This window comes from Janibacter sp. UYMM211 (assembly GCF_040547045.1).
Taxonomy (GTDB): Bacteria; Actinomycetota; Actinomycetes; order Actinomycetales; family Dermatophilaceae; genus Marihabitans; species Marihabitans melonis.
In genome coordinates, this window is sequence record NZ_JBEPOY010000008.1 from 1 (window position 1) to 13,295 (window position 13,295).

Annotated in this window: 10 protein-coding genes; 1 reads left to right on the plus strand and 9 read right to left on the minus strand. The window is 71.9% G+C overall.

The features are described from left to right. Positions 1-223 precede the first annotated feature (223 nt). From ABIB53_RS15895 to argG, 7 genes are all read right to left on the minus strand, one after another. Positions 224-1,669 carry an acyl-CoA carboxylase subunit beta gene (locus ABIB53_RS15895; RefSeq protein ID WP_354588884.1) on the minus strand — a complete coding sequence of 482 codons (1,446 nt, stop codon included), beginning with the start codon at positions 1,667-1,669 and terminating at the stop codon, positions 224-226. Beyond that, positions 1,669-2,910, minus strand: a complete 1,242-nt coding sequence (gene fabF, locus ABIB53_RS15900) for a beta-ketoacyl-ACP synthase II (protein WP_354588885.1) — start codon at positions 2,908-2,910, stop codon at positions 1,669-1,671. The genes ABIB53_RS15895 and fabF overlap by 1 nt, the downstream gene beginning before the upstream one ends. A gap of 103 nt (positions 2,911-3,013) precedes the next feature. Further along, the gene (locus ABIB53_RS15905; protein ID WP_068274070.1) at positions 3,014-3,262 is read right to left on the minus strand and encodes an acyl carrier protein; all 249 of its coding nucleotides are present in this window, start codon (positions 3,260-3,262) and stop codon (positions 3,014-3,016) included. A 45-nt stretch (positions 3,263-3,307) separates the two neighbouring features. Continuing rightward, positions 3,308-4,327 carry a beta-ketoacyl-ACP synthase III gene (locus ABIB53_RS15910; RefSeq protein ID WP_224767002.1) on the minus strand — a complete coding sequence of 340 codons (1,020 nt, stop codon included), beginning with the start codon at positions 4,325-4,327 and terminating at the stop codon, positions 3,308-3,310. Next, the gene (locus ABIB53_RS15915) at positions 4,324-5,505 is read right to left on the minus strand and encodes an acyltransferase domain-containing protein (RefSeq protein WP_191680433.1); all 1,182 of its coding nucleotides are present in this window, start codon (positions 5,503-5,505) and stop codon (positions 4,324-4,326) included. The genes ABIB53_RS15910 and ABIB53_RS15915 overlap by 4 nt, the downstream gene beginning before the upstream one ends. Positions 5,506-5,565: 60 nt before the next feature. After that, positions 5,566-6,747: a PucR family transcriptional regulator gene (locus ABIB53_RS15920; RefSeq protein ID WP_123090815.1), complete on the minus strand. Its 1,182-nt coding sequence runs from the start codon at positions 6,745-6,747 to the stop codon at positions 5,566-5,568. A gap of 87 nt (positions 6,748-6,834) precedes the next feature. After that, complete coding sequence (argG, locus tag ABIB53_RS15925) at positions 6,835-8,259, minus strand: argininosuccinate synthase (protein ID WP_068274080.1); 1,425 nt, start codon at positions 8,257-8,259, stop codon at positions 6,835-6,837. 127 nt (positions 8,260-8,386) lie between these two features. Here argG and ABIB53_RS15930 point away from each other — a divergent pair, with 127 nt between their 5' ends. Continuing rightward, on the plus strand, positions 8,387-9,544 hold the full coding sequence (locus ABIB53_RS15930) for a glycerophosphodiester phosphodiesterase family protein (RefSeq protein ID WP_354588886.1): 1,158 nt from the start codon (positions 8,387-8,389) through the stop codon (positions 9,542-9,544). Positions 9,545-9,591: 47 nt separating this feature from the next. Here ABIB53_RS15930 and ABIB53_RS15935 read toward each other — a convergent pair whose 3' ends face one another. Together ABIB53_RS15935 and aceE are read right to left on the minus strand one after the other, a co-directional pair. Further along, a complete protein-coding gene (locus ABIB53_RS15935; protein WP_354588887.1) occupies positions 9,592-10,035 on the minus strand; it encodes a hypothetical protein in 444 nt (147 codons plus the stop codon). 373 nt (positions 10,036-10,408) lie between these two features. Further along, positions 10,409-13,201, minus strand: coding sequence for a pyruvate dehydrogenase (acetyl-transferring), homodimeric type (aceE, locus tag ABIB53_RS15940; RefSeq protein WP_354588888.1), 2,793 nt, complete (start codon positions 13,199-13,201; stop codon positions 10,409-10,411). Positions 13,202-13,295: the final 94 nt, after the last annotated feature.

The following is a 13,295-nucleotide window of genomic DNA, read 5'->3' on the forward strand; positions in this document are numbered from 1 at the left end:
CCCCGGGGGGGGGGGCCCCCCGGGGGGGGGGCCCCCCGCGGGGGCCCCCCCCCCCCCCCCCCCCCCGGGGGGGGGGCCCCCGCCCCCCCCCCCCGGGCCCCACCCCTTCGCCATGCCCTGAGTCACCCGCCCCAGTCACCTCGGGCAAGGACCTTCGACCTCGGGAAGGAAATGTTCTTTCCCGAGGTCGAGCTTTCCCGCCCTGGGCGGGAAAGCTGAGGCCTCAGAGCGGGATGTTCGTGTGCTTCCCACGGGCCGCGGGGGCGGCGGCGAGGGTGGCGACGACCGCGGAGCGGGTCCCCGTCGGCTCGACGATCTCGTCGACGACGCCGATCTCGACCGCCCGCGGCAGACCACCGGAGAGGCGGTCGTGCTCGGCGGCGAGCTGCTCCTCGACGGCGGCGCGCTCTGAGTCGTCGACCTCGGCCAGGCGTCGGCGGTGCAGGATCCGGATGGCCGCGACCGAGCCCATGACGGCCACGTGCGCGTCGGGCCAGGCGTAAACCTTCGTCGCGCCGAGCGAGCGAGAGTTCATCGCGATGTAGGCGCCGCCGAAGGTCTTGCGGGTGACGACGGTGACGCGCGGGACGACCGACTCGGCGAAGGCGTGGAGCAGCTTCGCCCCGCGTCGTACGACGCCGTCCCACTCCTGGCCGACACCGGGCAGGTAGCCCGGCACGTCGACGAGGACGACGAGCGGGATGCCGAAGGCGTCGCACATCCGCACGAAGCGGGCCGACTTCTCCGCCGAGGCGGAGTCGAGGCAGCCGCCCAGGCGCATCGGGTTGTTGGCGATGACGCCGACGCTGCGACCGCCGAGACGGCCGAGCGCGGTGACAATGTTCGGTGCCCACCGGGCGTGGAGCTCCTCGGTCGTGCCCTCGTCGAGGAGGTCGTCGACGAGCGAGTGCACGTCGTAGGCGCGCTTGGCCGACTCGGGCAGCGAGGCCGAGAGGTCGCGGTCCTCGACGCCGTCGACGTCGAACTCGCCCTGCGTCGCCGGGTCCATGAGACGCGCGATGGCGCGGCCCCGGGCGAAGGCGTCGTCGACGGAGCTCGCGAGGACGTGGACGACACCGGAGCGACGCCCGTGCGGCTCGGGCCCACCGAGGCGCAGCGCGTCGACGGCCTCGCCGGTGACGGAGCGCACGACGTCGGGCCCGGTGACGAAGATCCGGCCCTCGGGGGCGAGGATGACGACGTCGGTGAGCGCGGGGCCGTAGGCGGCGCCGCCGGCAGCCGCGCCGATGACGATGGAGATCTGCGGGATCTTGCCGCTCGCGCGGGTCATGATCGCGAAGATCAGGCCTACGGCGTGCAGCGAGACGACGCCCTCGGGCAGACGGGCGCCACCGCTGTGCCACAGGCCGATGATCGGCAGCTGCTCGGCGAGGGCGAGCTCGTAGGCGTCGACGACGACGCGGCAGCCGTCGACACCCATCGCGCCGCCCATGATCGTCGCGTCGGAGACGAAGGTGATGACCCGCTGGCCGTCGACCGTGCCGCGCGCGGCCATCATGCCGGAGCCGTCGTCGGGCCCGAGGAGCTCGACCGAGCCCTCGTCGAGGAAGGCCCGCAGGCGCTTCTCCGGGTGACGCGGGTCCTGCAGGCGGTCGGGTTTGCCGGCCTTGCTCACGGCAGCGCTCGCGGCGCTGGGCTGGCGCGCCATCAGATGCTCCCGAAGGTCAGCGCGACGTTGTGACCGCCGAAGCCGAAGGAGTTGTTGAGCACGAGGATCTGGCCGTCGCCGAGCGGGCGGGGCTCGTCGCGCACGACGTCAAGGGTGACCGCGGGGTCGAGCTCGGTGATGTTGATCGTCGGGGGAGCGACACGGTGGTGGACGGCGAGGACGGAGAAGATCGCCTCGAGCGAGCCGGCGGCACCCAGGAGGTGGCCGGTCATCGACTTCGTGCCGCTCACCGCCATGTGGTCGGCCTCGTCGCCGAAGGCGCGACGGATCGCGGCCACCTCGGCGACGTCGCCGACCGGCGTCGAGGTCGCGTGGGCGTTGACGTGGACGACGTCGGCGGGGGTGGCGCCGGCGTCGGTCACGGCGTCGGCCATCGCGCGGCTGGCACCGGCGCCCTCGGGCTCTGGGGCGGCCATGTGGTGGGCGTCGGCGCTCACGCCGAAGCCGGCGAGCGTCGCGTAGATCGTCGCGCCGCGGGCCTTCGCGTGCTCCTCGGACTCGAGGACCATGATCGCGGCGCCCTCGCCGAGGACGAAGCCGTCGCGCGTCGTGTCGTAGGGGCGCGAGGCGGTCGCCGGGTCGTCGTTGCGGGTCGACAGCGCCTGCATCGCGGCGAAGCCGGCGATGGGCAGCGGGTGGATCGCGGCCTCGGAGCCGCCGCAGACGACGACGTCGGCCTTGCCGTCGCGGATCATCTGCAGGCCGTAGCCGATCGACTCCGCGCCGGAGCTGCAGGCCGAGACGAGGGTGTGGGCGCCCGCACGGGCACCGAGCTCGAGCGAGATCGTGCCGGAGGCGCTGTTGGGCATGAGCATGGGGATCGACAGCGGGTAGACCCGACGGGCCCCCTTCGAGCCGAGGGTGTCCCACGCGGTGATGAGGGTCTGCACCCCGCCGATGCCGCTGCCGACGGCGACGCCGAGCCGCTCGGGCTCGACCTCGGGGGCGCCGGCGTGCTGCCAGGCCTCACGGGCGGCGACGAGCGCGTACTGGGCGAAGGGGTCGAGCCGCTTGGTCTCGACCTTCTTGAGCACCTCGGCCACCGGGGTGGTGAGGCTGGCGGCGAAGGTGACGGGCAGCTCGTGCTCGCTCACCCACTCCTGGGTGAGGGGCCGGGCGCCGGGGGTCCCCGCGAGCGCGGCCTCCCAGGTGGAGGTGACGTCCCCGCCGAGCGGGGTGGTCGCCCCGAGACCGGTGACGACGACGGTGGGTGAAGTCATGAGTTCTCCGTGGTGGGGTCGGCGAAGGGGGTGGGCCCGGCGGCCACGCGGCACCGGTCGTGGTGACGACCGGCGCCGCGTGGCAGCGCGGTGATGCGGGCGATCAGCCCTGGTTGGTCTTGATGTAGGTGACGGCGTCGCCGACGGTCTTGAGGTTCTTGACCTCCTCGTCGGGGATCTTCACCCCGAACTTCTCCTCCGCGGTGACCGCGATGGTCATCATCGACAGCGAGTCCACATCGAGGTCGTCGGTGAAGCTCTTGTCGGCGGTGACCTCGGCAGCGTCGATGCCGGTCTCCTCGGCGACGACCTCGGCGAGGCCCTCGAGGATCTCCTGGTCGGTGTAGGCCATGCGTGTCTCCTTCTTCTGTGTGGGTGGTGCTGGTGGTGCGGGTGGTCAGGGTGCGATGACGACCTGGCCGGCGTAGGCCAGGCCGGCGCCGAAGGCGATCTGCAGGACGACGTCGCCGCTGCGGATCTGGCCGGACTCGACGAGCTTGCTCATCGCGAGCGGCACGGAGGCGGCCGAGGTGTTGGCCGTCGTGCGGATGTCGTCGGCGATGACGACCGACTCGGGCAGGCCGAGGGTCTTGGCCAGCGAGTCGATGATCCGCATGTTCGCCTGGTGCGGCACGAAGACGTCGACGTCGGCGACGGTGAGCCCGGCCGCGTCGAGGGTCTCCTGGGCCTTCTTCGCGATCGTCCACACGGCCCAGCGGAAGACGCTCTGGCCCTGCATCTTGATCGAGGGGAACTGCAGGTCCGGGTTGGCCCGGACCTCCATCCACGACTCGTCCTGGGCGATGACGGCCTTCTGCTCGCCGTCGCTGCCCCAGACGGTGGGGCTGATGCCCGGCGTCTCGGAGCGGGAGACGACCGCGGCGCCGGCGCCGTCGCCGAAGATGAAGGCGATGGTGCGGTCGTCGTAGTCGGTGAAGTCCGAGAGCTTCTCGACGCCGAGGACGAGGACGTTCTGGGCCGAGCCCGAGCGCACCATGTCCGAGGCCAGGCCGATGCCGTAGCAGTACCCGGCGCACGCGGCGCTGAGGTCGATGGCCATGCACGTCAGGCCCAGGCGGTGCGCGAGCTCGGGCGCCGCGGCGGGCGTCTGGTAGGGGTGGGTCACCGTCGCGACGAGGACCGCGTCGACCTGGTCGACCTCGAGCCCGGCGTGCGCGATCGCGGCGCGCGCGGCCTGCTCGGCCATGTCGACGACGGTCTCCTCCGGGGCCGCGCGGTGGCGGGCCTCGATGCCGGAGCGCTGGCGGATCCACTCGTCGCTGGAGTCGATCCGCTCGACGATCTCGCTGTTGGGCACGACCCGCTCGGGGCGGTACCCGCCGATGCCCGAGATCCGCGAGTGGTAGCCGCCCGGCGTCGTGCCCAGGCCGGGGCTGAGGGTCACCATGCTGCTCATGCGAGCTCTCCCGTCGGGTGCAGGCGCAGCAGCGGCTGGCCGGGGGAGACGGGGTCGCCCTCCTCGACGAGCCACTCGACGACCTGCCCGCCGTATGCCGAGATGACCTGGTGGGTGTCGCGAAGGGAGGAGACGCGGGCGACGAGGTCGCCCGGGCTCAAGGAGTCGCCGGGGCCGTGCGGCTCGACGGCGACGGTGCCCTTGACCGGGGCGACGACGAGGCGCCAGGCCGGGTCGGACGCGGTGCGCTCCTCGCCGTGCTCGCGCACCATGCGGTGGGCCGCCTCGAGGTCGTCCGGGGTGCGCAGCGCGAGCGTCTCGACGCCCTTGAGGCCACGCTTGGCCAGACCGGTGAGGGCGCCGGCCGGCGGCACCTCGATGATCCCGGTGACGCCGAGGTCGCGCATCGTGTCCATGCACAGGTCCCAGCGCACCGGCGAGGAGACCTGACGCACGATGCGCCGCAGCACCTCGCTGCCGGAGCCGACGACGGTGCCGTCGGAGTTCGACAGCAGCGGCACGCGCGCGTCGTGGGTGGAGACGGCGCGCGAGAGGCGCGAGAGGGTCTCGACGGCGGGCGACATGTAGTCGGTGTGGAAGGCGCCGGCGACCGAGAGCGGGATGACCCGGGCCTTCGCGGGGGCGTCGTCGGCCAGGGCGGCGAGCGCGTCGAGCGCACCGGCCGCGACGACCTGGCCGGCGCCGTTGACGTTGGCGGGGGTGAGACCGTGGCGCTCGATCGCGGCGAGCACCTCGCTCTCGTCGCCGCCGACGACCGCGCTCATGCCGGTCGGGGTCTGCGCCGAGGCGGCGGCCATCGCGCGGCCGCGCTGGGCGACGAGGACCATCGCCTGCTCGGCGCTGATGACGCCCGCCGCGGCAGCGGCGGTGAGCTCGCCGACGGAGTGGCCCGCGCCGACGCCGACGACGCGGAAGCCGTCGGCCGGGTGCTGGAAGAGGCCGAGCATGCCGAGCAGGCCCGCGGCGACGATGAGGGGCTGGGCGACGGCCGTGTCCTTGATCGTCGCCTCGTCGGAGACGGTGCCGTGCTGCTCGAGGTCGAGACCGGCGACGGTGGACAGCCAGTAGAGGCGGTCGCGCATCCCGGGGAGCTCGAGCCAGGGGGCGAGGAAACCGGGGGTCTGGGAGCCCTGACCGGGGCAGGTGATCGCAAGCACGTCTCCACCTTCGCGATGATCGGGCCGTCGACGCGACGGCGACGGGCACAGCAAAATCAGTTAGTTGTTGGAGGTTACCTCCAACAACCGGCCGATCGTCAGGGCAGTGCGCACGGTGAAGGCGTCGTGCGGCTCAGCGAGGTCGTAGCCCGTGGCGTCGGTGATCTTGCCCAGGCGGTAGCGCACCGTGTTGACGTGGACGAAGAGGGCGCGCGCGGTGCCCTCGAGGCCCCCCTTCGTGTCGAGGTGGATCTCGGCGGTGCGCAGCAGCGCCGGCTGCGCGCGCAGCGGCTCCCACACCGTCGTCACGAGCTCGTGGCGCGCCCACTCGTCGCCGGCGAGGGCCCGCTCGGGCAGCAGGTCGGAGGCGGGGCACGGGCGAGGGCAGGCCGGCCAGCCGCCGGACGCGTCGTAGCCGGCCATCGCGGCGGCGGCCGACAGCGCGCCCTCGACGAGGTCGTCGACGACGAGCCCGTGCACGAGCGGGCCGTCGCCGAAGCAGTCGGCGAGCGCGCTCACCTCGGCGGTGACGTCCTCGACCTGGCCGAGCACCGCGACGAGCCGGCGCCCCTGGACCCCGGCGATGACGGCGAGGTGACGGCGGGCGGCCGCCCGGTGCAGGTGAGACAGGACCCCTTCGATCCCGCTCTCGTCGGGCGCCGGGGCGCGGCCGACGACGACGACCACCCCGGTCGTCGCGGTCCACCCGAGGGCCGAGGCCTGCGAGCGGATCGACTCGTCGACCTCGCCGCGCAGGACCGCGTCGAGCACGAGCGCCTCGAGCCGGGCGTCCCATGCCCCGCGCTGCTCGGCCGCCTCGGCGTAGACGAGCGCCGCCCCGAAGGCGACCTCGCTGCTGTAGCGCAGGATGGCCTCGCGCACGACGACGACGTCCTCGGCGCGCACGACGCTCTCGACCCGTGACTCGACGACGCGGACGACCTCGCGGAGCAACGACAGGGTCTGGGCGAGGGTGATCGAGCGGGTCAGCTCGCGTGGTGCGGAGGCGAAGATCGCCCCCGGTCGGGCCGGCCCGCCGTGCGTGCCGGCGGCCAGCCACGCGACGAAGTCGGCGATGCCGGCCTGGGCGACCTGGGCCACCCAGGCGCGCTCCTGGGCGCTGAGGTCGGCGTACCAGGAGTGGCTCTCCTCGAGCTGCCTCGTCGCCGCGGTCGCGAGCTCGCCGGCCCGCCGGCGCACGGCGGCCTGGGCGCGCGAGGGGACGGGCGACGCGGTGGGCACGAGCGCACTCTAGGGGCTGTCTTTGTGGGCGGACGACAACCGGCCCCGTCGAGGACGACGGGGCCGGGTGCGTGGAGAGGTGCGAGGTCAGTCGGTGCCGAACTCCATGGCGGCGCGGTCGAGCGCGTCGTCCTCGTCGTCGACGGCGGCCGCCGCGGGGTTGGAGGCGATCTGCTCCGCACCACCGGGCTCGAGCTCGCCCATGAGGTCGGCGTACCCGCCGCCGAGCTGGTCCTGGCCGGCGTAGATCTCGAGCTTCGCGCGGCTGTCGGCGATGTCGAGGTTGCGCATCGTCAGCTGACCGATGCGGTCGACCGGTCCGAAGGCGGCGTTCTCGGTGCGCTCCATCGACAGCTTGTCGGGGTGGTAGCTGAAGTTCTCGCCCGCCGTCGACACGATGCTCCAGTCGTCGCCGCGGCGCAGCCGCAGGGTGACCTCACCGGTGACGAGCGAGGCGACCCAGCGCTCGATCGACTCGCGCAGCATGAGCGCCTGCGGGTCGAACCAGCGGCCCTCGTACATGAGGCGGCCGAGGCGGCGGCCCTGCGTGTGGTACGCCTCGACGGTGTCCTCGTTGTGGATCGCGGCGACGAGACGCTCGTAGGTGATGTGGAGCAGCGCCATCGCGGGGGCCTCGTAGATGCCGCGCGACTTCGCCTCGATGATGCGGTTCTCGATCTGGTCCGACATGCCCAGGCCGTGGCGACCGCCGATGGTGTTGGCCTCGTGGACGAGGGCCACCGGGTCGTCGTAGCGGGTGCCGTTGATCGCCACGGGACGGCCGCGCTCGAAGCGCACGGTGACGTCCTCGGTCTCGATGGCGACCTCGGGGTCCCAGAAGCGCACGCCCATGATCGGCTCGACGATCTCGATGGACTCGTCGAGGTGCTCGAGGGTCTTCGCCTCGTGGGTCGCGCCCCAGATGTTCGCGTCCGTGCTGTACGCCTTCTCGGCGCTCGCGCGGTAGGGCAGGTCACGCGCGGTGAGCCACTCGCTCATCTCCTGGCGCCCGCCGAGCTCGGTGACGAAGTCGGCGTCGAGCCACGGCTTGTAGACCCGCAGCGCGGGGTTGGCCATGAGGCCGTAGCGGTAGAAGCGCTCGATGTCGTTGCCCTTGAAGGTCGAGCCGTCGCCCCAGATCGACACGCCGTCCTGCGCCATCGCGCGCACGAGCATCGTGCCGGTGACGGCGCGCCCGAGGGGAGTGGTGTTGAAGTACGTGCGGCCGCCCGAGCGGATGTGGAAGGCGCCGGTCGCGATCGCGGCAAGACCCTCCTCGACGAGGGGGCCCTTGCAGTCGACGAGCCGGCTGATCTCGGCGCCGTACTGCCCGGCACGGCCGGGGATCGTCTCGATGTCGTCCTCGTCGTACTGGCCGAGGTCGGCCGTGTACGTGCACGGGACCGCGCCCTTCTCGCGCATCCACGCGACGGCGACAGAGGTGTCGAGACCACCGGAGAAGGCGATCCCGACGCGTTCGTTGACTGGCAGAGAGGTGAGGACCTTGGACACGAGGTCAGCGTAGGACCTCCCGCGCGCGCACCGCGCGCCGGTCCGTCCCCGCGACCTCATCTGATCGTCACCGGCGCGCCACCTGCGCGTCGCGGCCTGCTGGCCGGGCGTCCCTAGCGTCGCCGCCATGACCCCCACGAAGATCGCCACCGGCGTGCTCGCGGCCGCGGCTCTCGCCGCCCCCGCGGCCGCCGCCGTCTCCGCGCCGGCCCCCGCCCTCGACACCCAGACCCAGAGCGTCACCGGCGGCCCCGGTCTGCGCGAGAAGGACATGATCCGCCCGCTCGTCGTGGCCCACCGCGGCGCGTCGGGCTACCGCCCCGAGCACACCCTCGCCGCCTACGAGCTGGCCGTCGGCCAGGGCGCGGACTACATCGAGCCCGACCTCGTCATGACGAGGGACGGCGTGCTCGTCGACCGTCACGAGCCCGAGATCGGCGGCACGACCGACGTCGCGCAGCGCCCCGAGTTCGCCGACCGGCGCACGACGAAGCTGCTCGACGGGGTGCCCACGACCGGGTGGTTCGTCGACGACTTCACCCTCGCCGAGCTGAAGACGCTGCGTGCGACCGAGCGCCTCGGCGAGCTGCGCGAGGAGTCGGCGATGTACGACGGCCGCTTCGAGGTGCCGACCTTCGAGGAGGTGCTGCGCCAGCGCGAGGAGCTCTCGCGGCGCACCGGCCGGGTCATCGGCGTCATCCCCGAGATCAAGCACTCGACCTACCTCCACGCGGAGGGCTTCGACCCCGAGCGCGAGGTGGCCCGCCTGGCCCGCAAGCACCACCTCGACCACCGCCGAGCACCGCTGTGGGTCCAGTCCTTCGAGCTCACCGCCCTGAAGGACCTGCGCGAGCAGCATGGCTTCCGGGCGCGCACGACCTTCCTCACGACGGCGAAGGGGGGCCCCTTCGACCTCAGCGGGCGGGGGACCACCTACGCCCAGCTGACGACGCCGGCGGCGATGAAGGACCTCTCGCGCTGGATCGACGGCTACGGCCCGGAGAAGTCCCAGGTCATCCCGCGCCGGGCGGACGGCTCCCTGGGCACGCCGACGACCTTCGTGCGCGACGCCCACGCGGTCGGGCTCACGGTCATGCCGTGGACCTTCCGGGCGGAGAACTCCTTCCTGCCGACCGACTACCGGGTCGGCGGCGACCCCTCGCACTTCGGCCGCGCGATCGACGAGGCCCGGGCCTTCCTCGAGACCGACGTCGACGGCATCTTCTGCGACCAGCCTGATGTGTGCGTGCAGGCCCGCACCGAGATGCTCCACGAGCGCGGCTGACCCGCGCGGACCTGCGTCGCGCGGAGCGGGCATCGCGAGGAAGGCGATCACTCCTGGCTCGGGACCGGGATGTCGAGATGCTGCTCCTCGGTACACCCCATGCCCTCTGGGGTCTCGGGGCAGAAGCCGATCGCCGTGCGACCCGTGGCCTCGCCGGCCGAGGTCTCGATCGTCAACCCCGAGCCCCACGCCATCTCGTCAGTCGTGATCTCGACCTCGATGACGACGGCTCCCTCGCTGCCGTCGCACCGGGGCAGGACGCTCGACGTGGGTGAGCCGAGCTCTGAGAGCGGACGCGGGGTGAAGTCGTCCGACGGTCGTCGCGGGGCGACGCCGACCTTCGTGATGGTCAGCCCCTCGGACATCTCCCAGCGTGCCCGGGTGACCGACACCTCGTCGTCGGAGCAGAAACCGTCCTGCGTCGCGACGGTGAAGATGGACTCAGCCGGGGAGTACGGCTCGGTGACGACCACCTGGCTCGGGCTCACCACGACCGTCGAGCTGCACCCTGCGAGCAGGAGGCACGCGAGACCGCTGACCCGCCGGATCACCACATGGCCTTGTGGATCTCCAGGCGTTCGGCTTCGCCGTAGTGGTCGGTATCTCCGCACACCGTCGAGCTGGCGCTGGGGTTGATGTACATCCTCGTCTCCTTCGTCCAGTCCGCCTCGGCCGACAGGCCTACCCCCTCGACAGGGAGACCACCTGAGTACTTCCGGTTGTTCTCGCTGATCCTCCATATGGACCTCCCCTTCGGGAGCTTGGCGCAGTACCGGAAGCTCGGACGGGTCGAGTCCCGGTTGAGGCCCCGGCACGACGAAGGGGGAGGCCGGCGGGCCTCCCCCTTCGCAGCCTCGCCTGCGCTCAGGCGTCGCCCCCGGCGTTGCCGGAGGTGCCGGCCCGCACGTCGAGCAGCTGGTACTTCCTCGCCGCCTCCTCGGGGACCGAGGCGTCCACCCAGCCGCGGGCGGCGAGCATCTGCAGCGCGCGGACCGCGACGGACGGGCCGTCGACGTGGAAGAAGCGACGGGCCGCGGCGCGGGTGTCGGAGAATCCGAAGCCGTCCGTGCCGAGCGCCGAGAACTCCTCGGGGACCCAGGGACGGATCTGGTCCTGGACCTGCTTCATGTAGTCCGAGACCGCGACGACCGGGCCGACCGCCGGCTCGAGGGCCGTCGTGATGTACGGCGTGCGCTTCTCCTGCTCCGGGTGGAGGAAGGCCTGCTCGTCGCAGTCCATCGCCTCACGGCGCAGCTCGGTCCACGACGTCACCGACCACGCGTCGGCGACGACGCCCCAGTCCTTGCGCAGCAGCTCCTGGGCCTCGAGGACCCACGGCATGCCGACACCGCTGCCGAGCAGCTGGCAGCGCGGCGGGGTGTCGCCCAGACCCTCGGCGTCACCCTTCTTGTAGAGGTACATGCCCTTGAGCAGGCCGTCGACGTCGACGCCCTCCGGCTCGGCCGGCTGCACGTACGGCTCGTTGTAGAGGGTGAGGTAGTAGATCTTGTTGCGCGACGGGTCGTCCTGCGGGGCGTCGCCGCCGTACATCGTCTCGAGGCCGCGGCGCATGATGTGCCCGATCTCGAAGCCGAAGGCGGGGTCCCACGTGACGACGGCCGGGTTGGTCGCCGCGAGGATCTGCGAGTGCCCGTCGGCGTGCTGCAGGCCCTCGCCGGTGAGCGTCGTGCGGCCGGCGGTGGCCCCGAGGAGGAAGCCTCGGGTCATCTGGTCGGCGGCCGCCCAGATGCCGTCACCGGTGCGCTGGAAGCCGAACATCGAGTAGAAGATGTACAGCGGGATCATCGGCTGGCCGTGCGTGGCGTAGCTCGAGCCGGCGGCGATGAAGGCCGCGACAGAGCCGGCCTCGTTGATGCCGGTGTGGATGATCTGACCCTGCTCGGACTCCTTGTAGGCGAGCATGAGGTCGGCGTCGACCGAGGTGTAGTTCTGGCCGTGCGGGTTGTAGATCTTCTTCGTCGGGAAGAAGGAGTCCATCCCGAAGGTGCGGGCCTCGTCCGGGATGATCGGCACGACGCGGTCGCCGAAGTCCTTCTCGCGCATGAGGTCCTTGACGAGGCGCACCCACGCCATCGTCGTCGCGACCTCCTGCTTGCCCGAGCCCTTGGCCATCTGCTTGTAGGCGTCGTCACCGGGCAGGGTGAGGTCCTTGTACTTCACCCGGCGCGAGGGCAGCGAGCCGCCGAGCTTCTCGCGACGCTCGAGCATGTAGCGCACGGCCTCGTCGTCGGTCCCCGGGTGGTAGTAGGGCGGGGCCTTCGGATTGGCCTCGAGGACCTCGTCGCTGATCGGGATCTTCAGCCCGTCACGCAGACCCTTGAGGTCGTCGAGCGTGAGCTTCTTCATCTGGTGCGTGGCGTTGCGGGCGGCGAAGTGCGTGCCCAGGCCGTAGCCCTTGATGGTCTTGACGAGGATGACGGTCGGCTGGCCGGTGTGCTCGGTCGCCGCCTTGTAGGCCGCGAAGACCTTGTTGTAGTCGTGGCCGCCGCGCTTGAGCTTCCACCACACGTCCTCGTCGCTCCAGTCCTGCACCATCTTGCGGGTGCGGGGGTCGCGGTCGAAGAAGTGCTCGCGGACGTACCGTCCGTCGTTCGCGCGGTAGGTCTGGTAGTCGCCGTCCGGCGTCTGGTTCATGAGGTTGACCAGGGCGCCGTCGTGGTCGGCGGCGAGCAGCGGGTCCCACCCGCGGCCCCACACGACCTTGATGACGTTCCACCCGGCGCCGCGGAAGAAGGCCTCGAGCTCCTGGATGATCTTGCCGTTGCCGCGCACCGGCCCGTCGAGGCGCTGGAGGTTGCAGTTGATGACGAAGGTGAGGTTGTCGAGCTCGTCGGTCGCCGCCGTCTGCAGCAGCCCCCGGCTCTCGGCCTCGTCCATCTCGCCGTCGCCGAGGAAGGCCCACACGTGCTGCTCGCTCGTGTCCTTGATGCCCCGGTTGTGCAGGTACTTGTTGAACTGCGCCTGGTAGATCGCGTCCATCGGGCCCAGGCCCATGGAGACGGTCGGGAACTCCCAGAAGTCGGGCATGAGGCGCGGGTGCGGGTAGCTCGGCAGCCCGAAGGGCTTGCCGTCGACCTCGTGGCTCTTCTCCTGGCGGAAGCCGTCCATCTGGTCCTCGGACAGCCGGCCCTCGAGGAAGGCGCGGGCGTACATGCCGGGGGAGGCGTGGCCCTGGAAGAAGATGTGGTCGCCACCGCCGGGGTGGTCCTTGCCGCGCCAGAAGTGGTTGAAGCCCACCTCGTAGAGGGTCGCCGCGGAGGCGTACGTCGAGATGTGACCGCCGACGGAGATCTCGGGGCGCTGCGCGCGGTGCACCTGCACCGCGGCGTTCCAGCGGATCCACGAGCGGTAGCGCCGCTCGACCTCCTCGTCACCGGGGTACCAGGGCTCGTGCTCGGGCCGGATGGTGTTGACGTAGTCGGTCGTCGTCAGCGACGGGACGCCGACGTTCATCGCCCGGGCGCGCTCGAGCAGGCGCAGCATCACGTAGCGGGCTCGGCGGCGGCCGGCCTGGTCGACGAGGGCCTCGAGCGACTCGACCCACTCCTGGGTCTCGTCGGGGTCGATGTCCGGCAGGTGGGTGGGGATGCCGTTGAGGATCGGGCCGTCGTCGGGCCGGTCGTCAGGGACGGTCACGTCTGCGTCCTTTCGGTGCACGGGGTGCAGGGTGCTGCACCGGGCCCACCACGCGGTGGGTTGCTGGGACCAGTCTCCCACCCGAGGTGGTCAC

Bases quoted from the DNA above. Each gene is read 5' to 3' on its own strand.
- ABIB53_RS15895 (WP_354588884.1), bottom strand. From the start codon at position 1,669: ATGGCGCGCCAGCCCAGCGCCGCGAGCGCTGCCGTGAGCAAGGCCGGC.
- ABIB53_RS15930 (WP_354588886.1), top strand. From the start codon at position 8,387: ATGACCCCCACGAAGATCGCCACCGGCGTGCTCGCGGCCGCGGCTCTC.
- ABIB53_RS15905 (WP_068274070.1), bottom strand. From the start codon at position 3,262: ATGGCCTACACCGACCAGGAGATCCTCGAGGGCCTCGCCGAGGTCGTC.
- fabF (WP_354588885.1), bottom strand. From the start codon at position 2,910: ATGACTTCACCCACCGTCGTCGTCACCGGTCTCGGGGCGACCACCCCG.
- ABIB53_RS15910 (WP_224767002.1), bottom strand. From the start codon at position 4,327: ATGAGCAGCATGGTGACCCTCAGCCCCGGCCTGGGCACGACGCCGGGC.